This window comes from Kibdelosporangium phytohabitans, assembly GCF_001302585.1.
Taxonomy (GTDB): Bacteria; Actinomycetota; Actinomycetes; order Mycobacteriales; family Pseudonocardiaceae; genus Kibdelosporangium; species Kibdelosporangium phytohabitans.
Genome location: NZ_CP012752.1, coordinates 5233132 through 5250778 on the forward strand (window position 1 = coordinate 5233132; position 17647 = coordinate 5250778).

Here is a 17647-nt window from a genome sequence, read left to right on the forward strand (position 1 = left end):
CCTACTTGCGGGTGGCTTCGAGGTGCCACACCGGAAGCAGGGCGCGGCCTTGCTCGTCGCTGCCGATGGTGATCCGTGCCGGGTCCACGGCGGGGTTCAGTTTGGCGAACTCCTCGCGGGCGATGTCCACGGGTACCGCGGTGACGTACTGCTCGAGGGCGATCTCCGTGATGTCCCAGTGTGGTGCGAGGTTGCCGCGCAGGTCGTTCTTGCTGACCGTGAGCGGCATGGGGATGGCGCCTTCTTCGACGTCGGCGAAGCAGAAGATGTGCAGCTGGGCGCCTGGGTTGGTGACGCGGTGGATGCTGGCGCTGTAGGCGGCTCGTGTGTCCGGGGGCAGGCAGTGGTAGAGCGCGCTGTCGAGTACGGTGTCGAATTGCTGCTCGATGCCGTCGAGGCGGGTGGCGTCCGCCACGATGAACCGCACGTTCACGCCGCGCTGGGCTGCTCGGTCCGAGGCGAGTCGCACGGCGGGTGCGGAGCCGTCGACGCCTGTCACCGAGTAGCCGCGTTGGGCGAGGGCGATCGCGTTGCCGCCTGCGCCGGAGCCGATGTCGAGCACTTCGCCTGTGAACTTCCCGGCCTGTTCGCACGCCACCACGACGGGTTGCGGGCCGTCGATGTCCCACGGCGGGCGTTCGAAGGTGATGTCTCCCATCATGGGTCCGTCGCCGCTGTAGACAGCGTCGAAGTCGATGGTCGACAGGTCGAACCGGGGCGTGGCCGAGTCCTGTTCTGTCACTGGGTGCCTCCCGCTGTGCCGTATAGTTAATCCACCGGTCGGCTGATTAATTCAGTGTGTGGTGAATCGGCGGTGGTGTCAACCCGGTGGAAGTGGGCGGTCATGGCGCGAACTGTGGGCAGTACGGCGGTCAGGACCAGGCAACGCGTGCTGGGAGCGGCGCTGGATCTGTTCGCGCGGGACGGGTACGCGGGCACATCGCTGCGTGACATCGCCGAGCGGCTCGAGATGACCAAAGCCGCGCTCTACTACCATTTCCCGTCCAAGGACCAGCTGCTGCTCGCGCTCGTCACCCCGCTCATCGACGAGCTGCGCGGCTGGGAACGGGACGCCCAGGGCGGGCGTGCCCCGATCCGGCTGCTGCTTCGCCGTCTAGTGGACGCCTTCGACGACAACCGCCCGATCCTGCGCGGCATCCTGTTCGACCCGACAGCCCGGCGCGCCTTGCGCGACACCCATTCCGTGCCCGAGATCCTGCAGAACGCCGAACGGCTGCTGGCCCGCTCCGACGATCCACGCGATCTGCTGCTGGCCCGGTGCGCCCTCGGCACCATCCGGGGCGCTGTGATCACGGTCGAGGACGTCGACTCGTTGACCATGAGCCGCCCGCCGCGCGGTACGGACCTGGCGCCGCGGTTGTCGGACTCAGAGCGGGACGCCGTCACCGACGCCGCGATGGCCGCTTTGCACAGCGGTTCATAGCTTTTCGGCACCCGCGAGGAAGGGTCGTGCCGGTGCGCACCGGCACGACCCTTGTTCTCACGCTATCCGGCTGCGCAGCAGGGCCTTGCCTTGCTCGGCGCCCTTCTGGCTGTCGGCCTGTGCCTTGCGGAAGAACTCGGCGAGCTCCGAATCGCCGTCGCGTTCCGCGTCCTGGATGTAGGTCTGCAAGCGCAGGGCATTGTCCAGGCACGCCTGCGTGAACCAGATGATGTTGTAGTCCTTGTCCTTGGTACCGGTGACGTCACCGGTTTCACTGCCGCCCATGGCCACCTCCGCGAGCTGTCGAGGGCATGGCTGTCGGCTACCCACGAATCGCGGGGTTATCGCGGCGGACCGAGACAGATGTCCGGTCGTTTGTAGATCGTCGGACAGGGTAGCCGGTTGCGGTGAACCGGAACTCGGAAACCGCGCTGAACCGCGTCGTCAGCACACCGTTGCTGTTCTGGTTCATCCTCGGTGACATCCTCGGCGCGGGCGTGTACGTGTTGATCGGTGAGGTCGCTGGGCGGTCCGGCGGCGCGGTGTGGTTACCGCTGTTGCTGGCTCTGGTTCTCGCGATGTTCACGGCGGGTTCGTACGCCGAACTCGCCACGAAGTACCCGCGCGCCGGGGGAGCCGCGTACTACACGCGCCGTGCTTTCGGTTCCTTCACGGGGTTCGCGGTGGGGTTCTGCATGCTCGCGGCCGGGATCGTGTCCGTCGCGGCGTTGGCCCGCGGGTTCGCCGGCGATTATCTCGGCCAGTTCGTCCGCCTCCCGGTTCTGCTGGTGGCCGCGGTGTTCCTCGTCGCGCTCGGCCTGCTCAACGCGAGGGGGATCAAGGAATCGCTGCGTGCCAACGTGGTGGCGACGCTCGTCGAGGTCGGTGGCCTTGTCCTCGTCGTCGTGCTCGGTGTGTGGGTGGTGCTGCGCGGCGACGCTGATCTGGCCCGGCTCGGACAGGTCGGTGTGGCCGGTGAGAGCCCTTTCGCCGGGGTGCTGGGCGGCGCGGTGCTGGCGTTCTACTCGTTTGTCGGCTTCGAGACTTCGGTGAATCTGGCGGAGGAGGTCCGTGACCCGCGCCGCTCCTATCCGCGTGCGCTGCTGGCCGCATTGGGTACGGCGGGCGTGGTCTACCTGCTGGTGGGTCTCGTGGCGTCGGCCGTTGTGTCCACCGAGCAGTTGGCGTCCTCCAGCGGGCCTCTGCTGGAGGTGGTGCGTGCGGCCGGTGCTGTGCCGCTGTGGGTGTTCAGTCTGGTGGCTCTCGTGGCGGTGGCCAATGGTGCGCTGCTCACCGGAATCATGTCGTCCCGGTTGGCCTACGGCATGGCACGCGACGGGCTGCTTCCCGGCGTGCTGACCAGGGTTTTGCCGCGTCGGCGCACGCCGTGGGTGGCCATCGCCGCGACCACCGCGCTGGCGATCGCGCTGGCGATGACGGGGACAGTCGCCGCGTTGGCGTCGACCTTGGTGTTGTTGCTGCTCATCGTGTTCCTCGCGGTCAACCTGGCAGTACTGGTCCTGCGCCGCGAGGGCGGCGACGGTGATCACTTCCGGGTGCCGGCGGTGATCCCGGTTCTCGGTATCGGGTCGTGTGTCCTGCTGTTCACGCAGATCGAGGCGTCGGTGTGGCTGCGGGGCCTGGTGCTGGTCGCGGCAGGTGTTCTGCTCGGATTGGTGGCCGCGCGTGCTCGTAAGCGGGCACATGCGTCGTGACCGGGTGTACCGCTACCCAGAACGGCGGATGTCAAACATCCGTCGTAACCATGACGAGTGTTGCGGTTGTTCGGAAGGGGCGTAGCGTTGGAGGTGTCATAAGCTGTTCGGACTGTACGGTTGACAGGACAGCCGTACTGTTCTGCATCCGCTGCTGCGGATTTTGTGTTCGGGTCGGGCAGACACCGTGGTTCCTGCCGGGGCATGACTTCGTGGTTGCACCTGTCGAGGAGCGACCGATGGACACCGATGGTCCTGGACCACCACGAACATCCCCGTCAACACCAGTCAGTGTGATGCTATCGGACTGGCGCAGGTGATCGGGTAGCTGGCGGCCGCCGCTTGACTGTCAAGTACGACGTTCCCGGCGAAAGGTGATCACGATGCTCGTTCTCACCCCCATGGCCGTCGAGGTTGTCAGTGCTATCACGTCAACGAGCAGGTGTCCGGACGCCGCAGGTGTGCGCATCGCGGCAGCGCAAACGTCACCGGTCGGCGTGAACCTGAGCGCCGAGCTGGTGGTCAGCCCTTTCGACGGCGACCAGATCCTCGCGCAACGAGGTGCGCGGGTCTACCTCGACCCGACAGCGGCACAGTTCCTCGACGACAAGATGCTGACCGCTGAACTGGACGCGGAGGGCACTCCGCGGTTCCGCTTGTACGTCGGCTAGCCAGGATCAGCCCGAGGAGAATCGATGGTCCGCAAAGGACAGACAATCATCGGTGCGACGCACCGCGCGTCGCGCCTGCGGATCATCGCCGAGCTGCCGGGCGACGAGGTGCTGGTGGTGCGTGTGCGCGGTGAGATCGACACCGACAGCAGCCGCACCTTCGACCACTACCTGGGGAGCCGGTTGCCCGCCGAGGCGCGCTTCGTGGTGGTGGACACGAGCCAGGTCGAGTTGCTCGGCGCACGTGGCGTCCGGACGTTGATCGAGCACGCGAACCGGTTGTCAGCGCGGGGGCGTCAGATGCTGGTCGTGGCATCGACGCCTCTCGTGCGGCGCGTGCTGGAAGCGACCGGCGCGGCGGCCAGCCTCCGGTTGTTCGACAGCCTGCCGCTGGCGATGGCCGCGTGCGATGGCGCCGTGAAAGCGACGGATCGGCAAGGCGGCGCTGTCGGCGAACCGGGCGAGCCCGCCGACGAACTGACCGGACTGCAGCGGGAGGTCCACGGTCTTCGCGTCGCGTTGCGCACCCGCCTGGTCGTGGCCAGGGCCCTCGGTGTGGTCCAGGAACGCTACGACCTGGATTGCGACGCGGCGTTCGACATCCTGCGGGAGAGTGCGCAGCGGCACAACCTCCGCGTGCACATCCTGGCCAACGCACTGCTCAGCACAGCCGCCCCGCAGGACCCGGCCTGGTTCCCCGGGCGGCGGCGCAGGCCCGCGCCGTCACTGTCGTTCGTCGAGCAAAGCCGTGACCACAGAAGGAATCGCGACGCGATCCTCGGGGCGTTGCTCAACGCGGCGTCGCACGTCATGAGTGCCGCCATGACGTCGGTTCACCTGGTGGACCCGACGGACGACGTGATGCGGATGGAACTGTCCGCGAACATGCCGATCGCGCTGGCCGGCCAGCTCACCGAGACCGACGGACCGGTGGCGATGGGCATGGTCGCCGACATCGCAGCCGAGACGGACCTCGGCGCGGTCGGCGTGGCGCTGCTCGACGCGGGTGTCCAGGCGATGCACAGCACGTCGCTGGTGACCGAGGAGAACCAGCTGATCGGGATGGTGACCGCGTACTACACCGAGAGCGGCCGGACACCGTCACGGCTGCAGTGCGCCCGGCTCGACCACGTCGCCGGCGAAGTCGCCACCTGGCTGGACTGGCATGCGCGCACCGTCGTTCCGGACGCGCTGGAACATCTCCACCGCCTCGGTGCGTCCACTGGGGACTGAGCCGCGCATGTGCCAGGGAGGTGATGGCCCGCGTGTCATCGCAGTACCGCGACGTGATCGTCGCCGGCGCCTCCGCGGGTGGGGTGGAGGCGTTGAAGACACTGGTCGCCACCGTGCCCGCCGACATCCCCGCCGCCATCGCGGTCGTGCTGCACCTGCCCGCCGGGGGCACCAGTGCCCTGGCGACGATCCTGCGGCGGTTCGGCACGTTGCCGGTCGTGGTCGCCGCGAGCGGGATGCCACTCGGGCGCGGCCGTGTGCACGTCGCTCCGCCGGATCACCACCTGTTGCTGGTCGACGACCAGTTCGTGTTGTCGCACGGGCCGACCGAAAGCGGTCACCGGCCCGCGATCAACGCTCTCTTCCGGTCCGCCGCGGTGGCTTTGGGCCCGCGCGTGACCGGGATCGTGCTGTCCGGCGTGCTGGACGACGGGGTGGCGGGGCTGGTGGCCATCCGTGACCGCGGCGGCAGGACCGTGGTGCAGGACCCGCGGGACGCGCTCTACTCGGGTATGCCGCGCAACGCCTTGCGTCACCTGACTCCCGACCACGTGCTGCCCGTGGCGGACATGGGGGCGGCGCTGAACGAACTCGTCCGGGAGGAAGTGGGGGTGGGCGCCGGCTCGTCCGCGTCCGCGTCGATGCGGCTGGAGGACCGGATCGCCCGCCTCGGGCACCCGTCGGTGGATCACGAGGCTGAGGGAATGGGTGAACGCAGTGTTTTCTCGTGCCCTGACTGCCAGGGCACGTTGAACGAGCTCAACCGCGGGCAGGGGTGGTACCGGTGCACGGTCGGCCACGCCTGGTCGGAGGAGGCCTTGCTCGCCGCGCAGGGCGACGTGTTCGAACGCGCGCTGTGGACCGCGTTGCGGTCGTTGGACGAGAAAGCCAATCTGGCCAGGCGGATGCACGCCGCGGCGGTCCAGCGCGGCGACCACTGGTCCGCCGGTCGGTACGGCCGCACCGCCGACGAGACCAACGAGGCGGCCGACGTGCTGCGCGACCGGTTGACCGCGCTGCCGGACCGCCAGGTGGAATCCGGGTCCTGACTCCTCGCGGCGGCACGGTGACTCCGGCCACCGGCCGGGGTGCGGGTAGCCTGCGGATCCGTGGACGTGTTTCCCCAGGAGTCCAACGGCCAGTTCGAGGCGCTGCTCGCCTACCTCAAGGAGGTGCGCGGGTTCGACTTCACCGGGTACAAGCGCACCAGCCTGGCCCGCCGGGTGCAGCGGCGGATGTCGCAGGCCGGCGTGGCGGACTTCGCCGACTACATCGATCTGTTGCAGGTCAACGGCGACGAGTTCGGGGCGCTGTTCAACACGATCCTGATCAACGTGACCGGTTTCTTCCGGGACGCCGACGCGTGGGACCACCTGCGGGCCGAGGTCGTGCCGGTGCTGCTGGCCGAGCGCGGCCCGGACGAACCGATCCGGATCTGGAGCGCCGGCTGCGCGTCCGGCCAGGAGGCGTACAGCCTGGCCATGGTGTTCGTCGACGCGCTCGGTGCCGACCAGTTCCGGCAGCGGGTCAAGATCTACGCGACGGACGTGGACGACGAGGCGCTGGCGCAGGCCCGGCAGGCCTCCTACGCCCAGAACGAGGTGGAAGGCCTCACCGACGAGCAGCTCGAGCGGTACTTCGAACAACACGGCACCAGGTACGTCTTCCGCAAGGAACTGCGCCGCTCGGTCATCTTCGGCCGCAACGACCTGGTGCAGGACGCGCCGATCTCCCGCATCGACCTGCTGGTGTGCCGCAACACCCTGATGTACTTCAACGCCGAGACCCAGACCAAGGTCCTCGGCCGGTTCCACTTCGCACTCGCGCCCCGCGGCCTGCTGTTCCTCGGCAAGGCGGAGATGCTGCTGTCGCACAGCCGGATCTTCGACCCGCTCGACCTCAAGCGCCGGATGTTCCGCAAGACCGGTGGCAGTCCCCTCGGCCTGGGCAGCCTGGTCAGCCAGGCGTTCGCGCACGACCGGCACGGTGACGTCAGCGGTCTGGACGAGCTGCGGGAGGACGCGTTCTCGGCCAGCCCGGTCGCGCAGGTGGTGGTCACCAGCGACGACATCGTCGCGTTGATCAACCAGCAGGCCGAGCTGGTGTTCGGTCTCTCGCCCCGCGACATCGGCCGTCCCTTGCGCGACCTGGACATCTCCTACCGCCCGGTCGAGCTGCGCGCGTACGTGGACCAGGCGCGGGTGGATCGCCGGGCGCTGCGGATCAAGGACGTGGAGTGGCCGCGCCCGCCCGGCGAGACGGTGTGGTTCGAGATCCACGTCAACCCGCTCGTGAACTCCGACAACGGGCTGCTGGGCGTGTCGATCGTGTTCCACGACGTCAGCGCCGCCCGCAAGCTGCTCGACGAACTCGAGCACACCAACCGGCAACTCGAGTCCGCCTACGAGGAGCTGCAGTCCACCAACGAGGAGCTCGAGACGACCAACGAGGAACTCCAGTCCACAGTGGAGGAATTGGAGACCGCCAACGAGGAACTCCAGTCCACCAACGAGGAACTCGAGACGATGAACGAGGAGCTGCAGTCGACCAACGACGAGCTGCAGACCATCAACGACACGCTGCGCGACCGCAGCGCGGAACTGGACCAGGTCAACGACTTCCTCGAGGCGATACTGACCTCCGTACGGCCGGGGATCGTCGTGGTGAGCCGGGAGTTGCGCGTGGTGGTGTGGAACCGCGGCGCCGAGGACCTGTGGGGCCTGCGCCGTGAGGAAGCGGTCAACGAGCACCTGCTCAACCTGGACATCGGCCTGCCGGTGGCCGAGCTGCGGGCCTCGGTCCGCTCAGCCATGGCGGACCCGGACTTCGAGGAGACCACCGACCTGGACGCCGTCAACCGCAAGGGACGGCGGACGACTGTCCGCGTCGTGGTGGGCGCCCTGCGCCGCCCGTCCGGGACGGTCGACGGCGCGATCCTGGTGATGGAACCCACGGACAAGCCGGACTAGGCGGCGTCCTGCGAGGCATCAACCGCCTGCGGGACAAACACCGCGTGGGTTTCACGCACAGCGCACGACGGCCCAGACGACCTTGCCGCCGCCCATGTGCGGTGCGCAGCCCCACGTGTGCGCGATCTCAGCCACGATGCGCAGCCCGTTGCCCCAGGGTTCGGCGCCCAGCCGCTCACGCAGTTCGGCCCGGTGCGGGTTCCCGTCCCGCACCGCGACGGTCAGCATGCGGCTGCGGAGTTCAAGCCGCACTTGGCAATCCGTTCCCGCGTGCTGGATGACGTTGTCCACCAGTTCGTTGGTGAGGGCGACGGCTTCCCGCGTGTGGCCGGACAGGTCCCACCGCTCGCAGGTTTCGCGGACGAACGCCCGTGCGACACGGGAACCGGACGGAGTCGTGTCGAGGTCCAGCGTCGCCCGGCGGCACGGCGGAGGATGGCCGACCGCGGCGAGCGCGGCGTCCACGCTCGCGTAGCAGGCGACGTAGAGGTTGACAGCGCTGTGCAGCAACCGCCGGCGGGACGGGTCGGCGACGACGAGCAGGATCGGCACCCCGGGCCACTCGCTGACCTGCATCCAGACCGACGAGAACACGGTCAGCACGCTCTGCTGGGCGATCCGCAGCTCGCCAAGATCGACGATCAGAGCGGAGGGCTGATCGACAGCGAGCTTGACCAGCGTGTCCCGTAATGACCGGTATGTCGTGCTGTCGAGCACACCGACCGGCCGCACGACAAGAGCCCCCGAGTGGGACGAGGTCCGCATGTCGAGTTGTGACCTGTGCTTGTCCTGTTCCGGAGGTTGTTCGTTCGCCGTCACGATTGCCTCCCACAAGTGCTCGACAGGCGATTCACTGATGGGCCCGGAACAGCCATTTTACCCGCTCCGCCCGCTCCGGCAGAACACGGCCGGGCACTGGACAGTGTGGACACGTCGTGGACGCCGTTTATCCCGGCCACCGCTGGAAACACTCCTACGAGGGGTGAACCCGCTGGCAGCGCAGGAGGGACGATGCGACTTGAAGCACGATCCGGAACTCCTGGGCAGACCCGGCTGATCGCGGTCACCGGCGTACTCGGCGACGACGCCACGACGGACGCCGGCCTGTTCCTCGACGCGGTCGCCGGGCTGACGGAGCCCGCGCTCGTCGTACTCGACCTGCGGGAACTGGACCTGCTCACCGCCGACGGGCTGCGCACGCTGACGGCGTTCGTGGAGTCGCTCGACCGGCGTGGGCTGCGATGCCACGTGGTCGTGTCGCCCGGCTCGGTGGTGGACGCGAGTATCCGGGCTGGTGGCGCCGTGGTGCGACCGCTCGTGTTCCACGACCTGGACGCGGCGATCGGCAAGGACGAGAACGAGTGGCTGTCGGAGCAGTTCGCCGAACTGACCGGTCTGCTCCTGGCGGCCGACAGCGTCGACGAGGTGTTGCGGCACATCGTCACCGCCGCGATGGTCCTCATCCCCGCCGCGGACCTGGCCAGCATCACCTTGCGGTCCCCCGACGGCCGGTTCTCCACCCCGGCGCGCAGCGACAGCATCGCCACCGAGCTGGACGAAGCGCAGTACCGGGACGGCAAGGGGCCCTGCGTCGAGGCAGCCCGCCCGGACGGACCCGCCTACGCCGTCAGCGAGGACCTGGCCGGCGAGCGGCGCTGGCCGTTGTTCGCGAAAGTGGCTCTTCACCACGGCCTGCTCTCGGTCATGGCCATCGACCTCATGCCGGCCGGGCACCCGGCGCCATCCGGTGGTGCCGTGAACGTCTACTCCCGGCGGCGACGGGGCCTGACCGAGCACGACCGTCACATGGCACTGCTGCTGAGCACCCACGCCTCCCTCGCGTTGGCGCACACATTCGCGGTGGAGCAAGGCAAAGCGGAACACGCCCACCTGCGCACCGCGATCGAATCACGGGACGTCATCGGCCAGGCGAAGGGAATCCTGATGGCCCGGCATGGCCTGACCTCGGACGAGGCGTTCGACCTGCTGCGCCGCACGTCGCAACACCTCAACGTCAAGCTCGCCGACGTCGCGGCCACGTTCACCGAACGGCACAGGGAACTCGAGGCGCCCTGACCGCGGCCGAGTCAGTCAAGCGGCGCGGTCCACCGCATCACGACCGTCGTACCGCTGTCCTGGTGGTGCAGATCGAAATGGTCAGCGAGATTGGCGAGCATGGGCAGTCCGAGCCCTGACGACTTCGCGTGCGGGCTCACGTGCCAACTGCCGTCGTCGGCGACGATGACAGTGACCCCAGGGGGATCGTCGTGGCTGACCGCGAACAGCGTGACCGTTCCGGGCGTGGCGGCGAAGGCGTGTGTCGCGGCGTTGGTGGCGGCTTCGTCGACGGCCACCATGATGTCGTGGCGCAGGGGCACCGGCAGGTCGACCTTGGACATCCAGTCCCACAGGTGTGATCGCAGCAGTGGCAGACGGCTGTGGGTCGCCGTGATCGGCAGATAGAGGTACTGACGGGCCAGATCGGCGGTCGCGACGACCTCGGCGGCCGGAGCGGGCAACGTGTTCGCCCACGATCGCAGCAGAAAAGCCACGGGCTCTTCGTCGTGGCCCTGAGGCATGTGGCACATCCTGGGGTTGTCCGGAGGCGTCTGCCCGGATACCCGAGGTGCGTCGCGGTAACCGGCTCAAACCGGCGTCGGCGGGCGAAACCCGGCTCGGTTCCCGGCCGCCGACGCCTGCCGCACCAGGCCACCGCCGATGATGAGGCGCTGGATCTCGCTGGTGCCTTCGTACAGGCGCAGCAGGCGGACATCGCGGTAGATCCGTTCCACCGGGATGTCACGCATGTAACCCGCGCCGCCGTGGACCTGCACGGCCAGGTCAGCGACAGTGCCGACCATCTCGGTGCAGAACAGCTTCGCGGCCGACGGCGCGATCCGCCGGTCCTCGCCGGTGACGTACGCCTGCGCGGCCTGCCGGACCATGGCCCGCCCGGCCAGCACACCGGTCTGCTGGTCGGCCAGCATCGCCTGCACCAGCTGGAAATCGCCGATCGGCGTGCCGCCCTGGGTGTTGGTGGTGGCGTACGCGACCGATTCGTCCAGCGCGCGTTGGGCGGTGCCGACGGCGAGCGCGGCGATGTGCACGCGTCCACGGGCCAGCGACGTCATCGCTGCCCGGTACCCAGCCGCTTCGTCACCGCCGACGAGAGCGTCCGCCGGGACCCGCACGCCGTCGAGCAGGACATCGGCGGTCCACGCGCCCTCCTGCCCCATCTTGGCGTCCTTCGGGCCGACCGTCAGCCCAGGGGTGCCCGCGGGGACGAGGAAGACCGCGATGCCGGGGTTCTTCGGGCGCGGTTCGGACGTGCGCGCGAACACCACGAACAAGTCCGCGATCGGCGCGTTGGTGATGAACTGCTTGCGCCCGTCGAGCACCCAGCTGTCACCGTCGCGGCGGGCACGGGTGCGCAGGCCAGAGGGGTTGGAGCCCGCGCCCGGTTCGGTGAGCGCGAACGAGGCGACCACGTCGCCCGAGGCGATCCGTGCCAGCCACCGCGACTTCTGCGAGTCGGTGCCGAAGCCGACGAGCACCTGCCCGGCGATGCCGTTGTTGGTGCCGAACATCGACCGCAGCGACAACGTGGTGTAGCCGAGTTCCATCGCCAGTTCCACGTCCTGGGTCAGATCCAGTCCCAGCCCGCCCCACTCGTCCGGGATCGCGTAACCGAACAGGCCCATGTCCGCCGCGGCCGACCGCAGGTCGTCGGGGATCCGGTCCGCCCGCATGATCTCGATCTCGCGCGGCACGACCTCGTCCCGGACGAAGTCACGGACCTGACGGCGGATGAGGCCGAAATCCTCGGCGGAAACGCTCATGCCGTCCAGGGTGCGGACAGCACCCACCCCACGTCCACTGTGACGCGCCCACCGTCACATCTCAGGGCGCCGCCGCGCGCTCGGCCCGCAGCAGGTCGCGGTACTCCTCCGCGGTCAGCACGCGGTGTGGCGGTTCGTGCAGCGTGACACGGATGTCCAGTGCCTCGACGCCTTCGTTGGCGCCGTGCCTGGCCTGCTGCACCTCACGCAGGGTGTCGCCGCGGTCGTTGCGGTACACGCGTTCCTGCTTGCTGGCGAAACGGATCGTCGGGTCGCCGAAGAAGTCCCGCACGATCGGCAGTTCGGCGTCCAGCCCGGCGTCGTGCGCCCGGTCGAACTCGGCGCTGGCGCCGTCCAGGCCGGGGCTGCCGATCCGCCGGTCGTAGCCGCGCGTGACCTGGCGTTCGCGCAGCAGGTGCACGAGCGACGTCTGCAGGCTCACGTCACTGGCGGCCAGCAGGTCGTCGATGTCGACGTAGGCGTTCTCCCACTCGTCGATCTCGACGTGCCCGGTGAACCGGCCGTCCTCGTCGCGCAGGCGGCCGTGCCGGTTGGTGAACCGCATCGGCACCACCGTGCCGTCGTCGATGAACCCCACCATCTGCTGGTCGAACGCGCTGAGCGTGCCGCCTTCGATCGGGGTGTAGGTGAGGGTGCCGTCGGCGACCGCGAAGGTCAGCCCGGTCGAGACGCCGTTGAGGCGTTCCACGAGCTCGCCGAGCCGCGCGAACCCGGACTGCTCACCGCGCCCGACGTCACGCACCGACACCCGGCGCTGCACGAACAGGGAACTCACGGCCGCGTTGCCCGCCTGCAGGTATCCGGCGTTGAGGCCACTGGGGCCCGCTGCGGCGACCGGCTGGTCGCCTGCCTTCGCGCGGTCCGCTCGACGCACGTACTCCATCCGTCGACGCTAACCCGCGCGACGGCGTCCGACGCGCACGTTCGTGCAGCCCTTGAGGCAGGGCCGCGTTCATACCCGGCGTGGTGGGCGGGCGGCGGCGTGCAGGCGGGCCTTGGCCGGGTCGGCTGGTCGCCCGCCGTGCCGGTGCGGCTCAGCGCCGTGCGCACCGGCGGGTGCGTGACGGACGAACAACGTCACGGTCACGCTGTCGGTGAACCCGCTGCGCCGCATCAGCCCGGCCGAGGCGCTGTTGGTCTGCTCGACGTCGGTGATCACCCGGGTGGCGCCCGCGGCGAACAACGCGGCACAGGACGTGTCCAGCAGCTTGCGTGCCAGTCCCTTGCCCTGGTGGGCCGGATCGACCGCGATCCATTCCACGTAACCCCAGTCCTCGCGCTCGTCGTAGGACATCGACCCGAGCACGAACCCCGCCACGCGACCGCCGATCTCGGCGACCCGGCACGCGTCGGGCTGCGTGTCCAAATGCGCCGCGACGCTCGTCAGCGACCACGAGGTGTAGGGCATCGCGGACACGTCGAACACCCGGTGGCCAAGGTCCAGCACGCCGGCCAGGTGCGCCAGCCGCATCGGCGCCAGTGCCGCCCCGTCATCGCTCACGATCCTCGACGCTCCCTTGTGGACCACGGTCGTCCGCCACTGTAGCCCGTCCCGATCGGCCGCACGTTTGGGCGATTCACGGACAGATCGATCGATGACAAGGTGTTCGGCGTGGATGTGGGAGGCTTGATCGGGGCACGGGTCAGCAGGCTCGAGGACGTCCGGCTGCTCACCGGGCGCGCGCAGTTCATCGACGACGTGCGGCTGCCGGGGACGCTGGAGGCCGCGATCCTGCGCAGTCCGGTCCCGCACGCGCGGATCCGGTCCATCGACGTCAGCGCGGCGGCGGCACTGCCCGGCGTGTCCGCGGTGGTGACCGGAGCCGACGTCAAAGCGGCCGTCCGCGGGCCGCAGCCGGTGACCTGGCGGACCATCCCGGACATGTTCTACCCGCGGACGTACGCACTGGCCGTGGACAAGGTGACCTACCCGGGTCAAGGTGTCGCGGCGGTCGCGGCCAAGGACCGGGCGGTGGCCGAGGACGCGCTGGAGCTGATCGACGTCCAGTACGAAGAGCTGCCGGTGGTGAGCACGCTCGAACAGGCCCTCGCCGAGGACGCGCCACGGCTGTTCGACGAGTGGCCGAGCAACGTGCTGGGCCGGACGGCCGTCCGCAAGGGCGACGCGGCCACCGCGTTCGCCGAGGCCGATCTCGTGCTCGGTGCAGAGTTCCGGTTCCCGCGCCAGATGGGCACGCCGCTGGAGACGCGCGGCGTGGTCGCGACGTGGGATCCGTTCACCGAACGGCTCGACGTGTGGCTCACGACCCAGGCGCCCAACATCGCGCAGGCGTCGTTCGGCGAGGTGCTGGGCCTGCCGGTGGGCAAGATCCGGGTCCGCACGCCCGACCTGGGCGGCGGGTTCGGCAACAAGTTCGACTTCTACGGCGACGAGGTCGTCGCCTGCGTCCTGTCGCGCCGCACCGGCAAACCGGTCAAGCTGATCGAGGACCGGGCCGAGAGTTTCGTGGCGACCGTGCATTCCCGTGAGCAGAAGGTCGACGTCGAGATCGCGGCCCGTGCCGACGGCACGATCACGGGCATGCGCGGCACGGTCCACGGCGTGCTCGGTGGGGCGCTGGGCACGGCCGGGCTGGGCCCGTGCTGGGTGACCGCCGCGTCCGTGACCGGGCCGTACGACATCGCGGCGCTGGACATGAACCTCGTCGGTGTCGCGACCAACCGGAGCCCCTACGGCTCGTTCCGCGGGTACGGCCTGCCCAAGTCGAACTTCGTGCACGAGCACATGGTCGAACTGCTCGCCAAACGGCTCGGCATGGCCGCGCACGACGTCCGCCGCAAGAACTTCATCAAGCGATTCCCCTACCAGAGCCCGGTTTTCGTCTTCGACAGCGGCCGGTACGACGAATGCCTCGAGCTGTGCCTCGCCGCGGTCCGCGACGCGGGGTGGGACCGGATCCGGCAGCAGGCCCGGTCGCGGGGCGCCGCGGTCGGCATCGGGTACTCGTTCCAGAACGAGGTCACCGGCCTCGGGCCGAGCCGGATCCAGAACCTGGCCGGATCGGCGCACTCCGGTTTCGACGAGGAGGTGGTCCGGATCGACTCGACCGGGCACGTGACCGTCCACACCGGACTGTCCGCGATGGGGCAGGGCATCCACACGGCCCTCGCGCAGGTCGCGGCCGACACGCTCGGCGTGCCGCTCGACCACGTCACGGTCCTCTCCGGTGACACGGATGCCAGTCCGTACAGCGGATACGGCACAGGCGCCAGCCGCGGCGCCCCGCTCGGCGGCGCCGCTGTGCGGACGGCCGCGACCCGGCTGAAGGCCAAGGTGCTGCGGATCGCCGGGCACATCCTGGAGGCGTCACCGGACGACCTGGTCATCGCGGACGGTGTCATCGCCGTGCGTGGCGTGCCCGGCAGGACCGTCACGATGGCGGAGATCGGCGACGCGGCGTACCGGCGGCTCAACGGCCGCCTGCCGGAGGACGAGACGCCGACGCTGGAAGAACGCGAGGTCTACGACCCGGTCAACGTCGCCACGGCCTTCGCCTGCACGGCGGTGCTCGCCGAGGTCGACCGGGAAACCGGTGTGGTCACCCTGCTCGGCTACCTGATCGCGCACGACTGCGGGACCGTGATCAACCCGATGATCGTGGACGGCCAGCTGCACGGCGGTGCGGCGCAGGCCATCGGCGGCGCGTTGTACGAGGAACTCGTCTACGACGCCGACGGGCGGATGCGGACACGGACCTTCACCGACTACCTCCTGCCGTCCGCCACCGAGGTTCCGCCCATGGCGGTCCGCCACATGGCCACGCCGTCGGAGCACATCCCCGGCGGTTTCAAGGGAATGGGGGAGTCCGGCGTGATCGGCGGCGGTGCGGCGATCGTGGCCGCGCTGCCCGAGCACGACCTGGAGATCACCTCGCTGCCGATCACGCCACCGCGACTGCTCGCCGCGATGCGGAAGGCAACCAGCCGATGAAGGCGGCGGCCTTCGACTACCTGCGCGCGGCCACGATCGAGGAGGCCGCCGAGGCGTCAGCCGGTGCGAACACCGCGGTGCTCGCGGGTGGCCAGAGCCTCGTGCCGTTGCTGAACATGCGCTTGGCCCGGCCCAGCCTGCTGGTCGACATCAACCACCTGACCGACCTGTCATACCTGCGCCGGGACAACGGCAACCTCGTGATCGGCGCCATGACCCGGCACCGCGCGGCCGAGACGTCCGCACTCGCCGGACAGGACGTGCCACTGCTCACCGCGGCACTGGGCCACGTCGGCCACGTGTCGATCCGCAACCGAGGGACCGTCGGCGGCAGCCTCGCCCACGCCGACCCCGCCGCCGAACTGCCCGCCGTAGCCGTCGCCCTGGACGCGTCCCTCAGAGCACAAAGTGCCCACGGCGTCAGGGACATCGCGGCCCGTGACTTCTTCGTCGGCCCGAACAGGACCGCGCTGAGACCCGGGGAACTGCTGGTGTCGGTGAGCTTCCCGGTGCTGCAGGCGGGTTTTTCCGTGCAGGAACTGGCTTTTCGCGGCCAGGATCTCGCACTGGTCCTCGTCGTCGCCGCGGTGACGGTCGAGGACGGACACTGCACACAGGCCCGCATCGCGGTCGGCGGCGCGGGGCCGACCCCGATCCGCGCCACGTCGGTGGAACAGGCACTGGTCGGCCGTGCGCTGACCGACGCCCTGATCACCGAAGCCGCGGCCGAACTGTCCTGCGACCCACCCGACTCGATCCACGCGCCCGCGTCGTACCGCCGTGAAATGGCCACGGTGCTGACACGCAGGGCAATCCGAACGGCGGTGCACCCGTGAAGGTCTCATTGACGGTCAACGGCGAACCTGTCAGCGCCTCGTGTGAACCCCGCCGCACCCTCGCCGACTTCCTCCGCCACGACCTCGGCTACACCGGCGTGCACGTCGGCTGCGAACACGGCGTCTGCGGCTCGTGCACCGTCACCGTCGACGGCGCGACGGCCCGCTCGTGCTGCATGCTGGCTGTCCAAGCCGAAGGCATGGCGATCATCACCATCGAAGGCCTGGCGGCGGGCGGTGAACTCGACCCGCTGCAGAAGGCGTTCCGCGAACACCACGGCCTGCAATGCGGATTCTGCACGCCCGGGATGCTCGCCACAGCCCACGAACTGCTCAGGGACGACCCCGACCCGACCGACGCCGAGATCCGCGCCGCGATCTCCGGAAACCTCTGCCGCTGCACCGGTTACCAGTTCATCGTGGACGCCGTCAAAGCCGCCGCCCGGGACCGCCGCGCTCAGCCGACTCACCGTTGCGAGTCAGCCGTGAACCGCCCGGCGACGTGACACACGGGAAAGGTCAGGTCAGCGGCTGCGGCAGAGCGGCTTGCTCCGGCGATTCCCCGGAGCCCACGTGGCCCGCCGCCACGGTGAGTGCGGAAACCGGGAAGACGGTCCGCTCGAAGAAGAGAAACCGGCCACCCGGATCGCAGACGGACACACCGGCGCTCTCATGCCAGTACTCGCCGCCTTCCGGAACCCTCCAACTCATCGCGGGATCGACGACGACCCGGCGCTCGTTGTACCGCGCAGACACGGCAGTAGAAGACTGCGCTGCCGTTGCGTGATGTCCGCTCGACAGCCTCATAGGTGGTGGTCGGGAAGCGGTCTTCAGCCCATACCGGACCTGCGGGGGCGTGACCGCCGCGCAACTGGCCGACGGCGAGCACATCGACGACGAGATCCGCATGCTCGACCCAGCGGTGCGTGATCCCGACCAGGTCATCCGCGATACCCGGCTCCCCGGC

General features: G+C 69.3%; 18 protein-coding genes. 10 read left to right on the top strand and 8 right to left on the bottom strand.

Translation table 11 applies throughout. The features are described from left to right. Nucleotide 1 precedes the first annotated feature (1 nt). Nucleotides 2-742: a class I SAM-dependent methyltransferase gene (locus AOZ06_RS23815; protein WP_054291433.1), complete on the bottom strand. Its 741-nt coding sequence runs from the start codon at nucleotides 740-742 to the stop codon at nucleotides 2-4. A gap of 102 nt (nucleotides 743-844) precedes the next feature. Here AOZ06_RS23815 and AOZ06_RS23820 point away from each other — a divergent pair, with 102 nt between their 5' ends. Then, nucleotides 845-1444: a TetR/AcrR family transcriptional regulator gene (locus AOZ06_RS23820; RefSeq protein ID WP_054291434.1), complete on the top strand. Its 600-nt coding sequence runs from the start codon at nucleotides 845-847 to the stop codon at nucleotides 1442-1444. Between the two features lie 57 nt (nucleotides 1445-1501). Here AOZ06_RS23820 and AOZ06_RS23825 read toward each other — a convergent pair whose 3' ends face one another. Further along, nucleotides 1502-1729 carry a hypothetical protein gene (locus AOZ06_RS23825; RefSeq protein ID WP_054291435.1) on the bottom strand — a complete coding sequence of 76 codons (228 nt, stop codon included), beginning with the start codon at nucleotides 1727-1729 and terminating at the stop codon, nucleotides 1502-1504. A gap of 122 nt (nucleotides 1730-1851) precedes the next feature. Between AOZ06_RS23825 and AOZ06_RS23830 the strand changes: the two genes are divergently transcribed. From AOZ06_RS23830 to AOZ06_RS23850, 5 genes are all read left to right on the top strand, one after another. Then, nucleotides 1852-3159 carry an APC family permease gene (locus AOZ06_RS23830; protein ID WP_054291436.1) on the top strand — a complete coding sequence of 436 codons (1308 nt, stop codon included), beginning with the start codon at nucleotides 1852-1854 and terminating at the stop codon, nucleotides 3157-3159. 383 nt (nucleotides 3160-3542) lie between these two features. Beyond that, a complete protein-coding gene (locus tag AOZ06_RS23835; RefSeq protein WP_063810409.1) occupies nucleotides 3543-3830 on the top strand; it encodes a hypothetical protein in 288 nt (95 codons plus the stop codon). Nucleotides 3831-3854: 24 nt separating this feature from the next. Then, the gene (locus AOZ06_RS23840; RefSeq protein WP_054291438.1) at nucleotides 3855-5063 is read left to right on the top strand and encodes an STAS domain-containing protein; all 1209 of its coding nucleotides are present in this window, start codon (nucleotides 3855-3857) and stop codon (nucleotides 5061-5063) included. A gap of 23 nt (nucleotides 5064-5086) precedes the next feature. Next, nucleotides 5087-6112 carry a chemotaxis protein CheB gene (locus AOZ06_RS23845; protein WP_054291439.1) on the top strand — a complete coding sequence of 342 codons (1026 nt, stop codon included), beginning with the start codon at nucleotides 5087-5089 and terminating at the stop codon, nucleotides 6110-6112. A gap of 60 nt (nucleotides 6113-6172) precedes the next feature. Further along, nucleotides 6173-8032 (top strand): CheR family methyltransferase, encoded by a 1860-nt coding sequence (locus tag AOZ06_RS23850; protein ID WP_179950835.1) that lies wholly within the window; start codon nucleotides 6173-6175, stop codon nucleotides 8030-8032. 51 nt (nucleotides 8033-8083) lie between these two features. Here AOZ06_RS23850 and AOZ06_RS23855 read toward each other — a convergent pair whose 3' ends face one another. After that, entirely contained in the window at nucleotides 8084-8851 is a 768-nt protein-coding gene (locus tag AOZ06_RS23855; protein ID WP_083471880.1) for a hypothetical protein, read from the bottom strand. 192 nt (nucleotides 8852-9043) lie between these two features. Between AOZ06_RS23855 and AOZ06_RS58975 the strand changes: the two genes are divergently transcribed. Continuing rightward, nucleotides 9044-10108 carry a GAF and ANTAR domain-containing protein gene (locus AOZ06_RS58975; protein WP_083471881.1) on the top strand — a complete coding sequence of 355 codons (1065 nt, stop codon included), beginning with the start codon at nucleotides 9044-9046 and terminating at the stop codon, nucleotides 10106-10108. 11 nt (nucleotides 10109-10119) lie between these two features. On the opposite strand, the gene AOZ06_RS23865 is transcribed toward AOZ06_RS58975, so the two are convergent. The 4 genes from AOZ06_RS23865 to AOZ06_RS23880 all read right to left on the bottom strand — a co-directional run bounded on the left by AOZ06_RS23865 (nucleotide 10120) and on the right by AOZ06_RS23880 (nucleotide 13393). Continuing rightward, nucleotides 10120-10611 (bottom strand): ATP-binding protein, encoded by a 492-nt coding sequence (locus AOZ06_RS23865; RefSeq protein WP_054291440.1) that lies wholly within the window; start codon nucleotides 10609-10611, stop codon nucleotides 10120-10122. Nucleotides 10612-10677: 66 nt separating this feature from the next. Beyond that, nucleotides 10678-11871, bottom strand: a complete 1194-nt coding sequence (locus AOZ06_RS23870; RefSeq protein ID WP_054296868.1) for an acyl-CoA dehydrogenase family protein — start codon at nucleotides 11869-11871, stop codon at nucleotides 10678-10680. Between the two features lie 61 nt (nucleotides 11872-11932). Further along, complete coding sequence (locus tag AOZ06_RS23875) at nucleotides 11933-12775, bottom strand: hypothetical protein (protein ID WP_054291441.1); 843 nt, start codon at nucleotides 12773-12775, stop codon at nucleotides 11933-11935. Between the two features lie 69 nt (nucleotides 12776-12844). Beyond that, nucleotides 12845-13393, bottom strand: coding sequence for a GNAT family N-acetyltransferase (locus tag AOZ06_RS23880; RefSeq protein ID WP_236952358.1), 549 nt, complete (start codon nucleotides 13391-13393; stop codon nucleotides 12845-12847). A gap of 111 nt (nucleotides 13394-13504) precedes the next feature. Between AOZ06_RS23880 and AOZ06_RS23885 the strand changes: the two genes are divergently transcribed. From AOZ06_RS23885 to AOZ06_RS23895, 3 genes are read left to right on the top strand one after another with little or no spacing between them, the layout of a single operon-like run. Continuing rightward, nucleotides 13505-15844 carry a xanthine dehydrogenase family protein molybdopterin-binding subunit gene (locus tag AOZ06_RS23885; protein WP_063810410.1) on the top strand — a complete coding sequence of 780 codons (2340 nt, stop codon included), beginning with the start codon at nucleotides 13505-13507 and terminating at the stop codon, nucleotides 15842-15844. Continuing rightward, on the top strand, nucleotides 15841-16680 hold the full coding sequence (locus AOZ06_RS23890) for an FAD binding domain-containing protein (RefSeq protein WP_054291442.1): 840 nt from the start codon (nucleotides 15841-15843) through the stop codon (nucleotides 16678-16680). Before AOZ06_RS23885 ends, AOZ06_RS23890 begins: the two co-directional genes overlap by 4 nt. Then, nucleotides 16677-17186: a (2Fe-2S)-binding protein gene (locus AOZ06_RS23895; protein ID WP_054291443.1), complete on the top strand. Its 510-nt coding sequence runs from the start codon at nucleotides 16677-16679 to the stop codon at nucleotides 17184-17186. The genes AOZ06_RS23890 and AOZ06_RS23895 overlap by 4 nt, the downstream gene beginning before the upstream one ends. Before the next feature lie 13 nt (nucleotides 17187-17199). Here the strand turns inward: AOZ06_RS23895 and AOZ06_RS23900 are convergent, their stop codons facing one another. Then, nucleotides 17200-17391, bottom strand: coding sequence for an NUDIX hydrolase (locus AOZ06_RS23900; protein WP_157233200.1), 192 nt, complete (start codon nucleotides 17389-17391; stop codon nucleotides 17200-17202). Between the last annotated feature and the right edge of the window lie 256 nt (nucleotides 17392-17647).

Coding starts and splice junctions, on each gene's coding strand:
- AOZ06_RS23890 (WP_054291442.1), top strand. CDS start 15,841: ATGAAGGCGGCGGCCTTCGACTACCTGCGCGCGGCCACGATCGAGGAG.
- AOZ06_RS23840 (WP_054291438.1), top strand. CDS start 3,855: ATGGTCCGCAAAGGACAGACAATCATCGGTGCGACGCACCGCGCGTCG.
- AOZ06_RS23835 (WP_063810409.1), top strand. CDS start 3,543: ATGCTCGTTCTCACCCCCATGGCCGTCGAGGTTGTCAGTGCTATCACG.
- AOZ06_RS23870 (WP_054296868.1), bottom strand. CDS start 11,871: ATGAGCGTTTCCGCCGAGGATTTCGGCCTCATCCGCCGTCAGGTCCGT.
- AOZ06_RS23900 (WP_157233200.1), bottom strand. CDS start 17,391: ATGAGTTGGAGGGTTCCGGAAGGCGGCGAGTACTGGCATGAGAGCGCC.
- AOZ06_RS58975 (WP_083471881.1), top strand. CDS start 9,044: ATGCGACTTGAAGCACGATCCGGAACTCCTGGGCAGACCCGGCTGATC.
- AOZ06_RS23845 (WP_054291439.1), top strand. CDS start 5,087: ATGGCCCGCGTGTCATCGCAGTACCGCGACGTGATCGTCGCCGGCGCC.
- AOZ06_RS23875 (WP_054291441.1), bottom strand. CDS start 12,775: ATGGAGTACGTGCGTCGAGCGGACCGCGCGAAGGCAGGCGACCAGCCG.
- AOZ06_RS23820 (WP_054291434.1), top strand. CDS start 845: ATGGCGCGAACTGTGGGCAGTACGGCGGTCAGGACCAGGCAACGCGTG.
- AOZ06_RS23865 (WP_054291440.1), bottom strand. CDS start 10,611: ATGCCTCAGGGCCACGACGAAGAGCCCGTGGCTTTTCTGCTGCGATCG.
- AOZ06_RS23825 (WP_054291435.1), bottom strand. CDS start 1,729: ATGGGCGGCAGTGAAACCGGTGACGTCACCGGTACCAAGGACAAGGAC.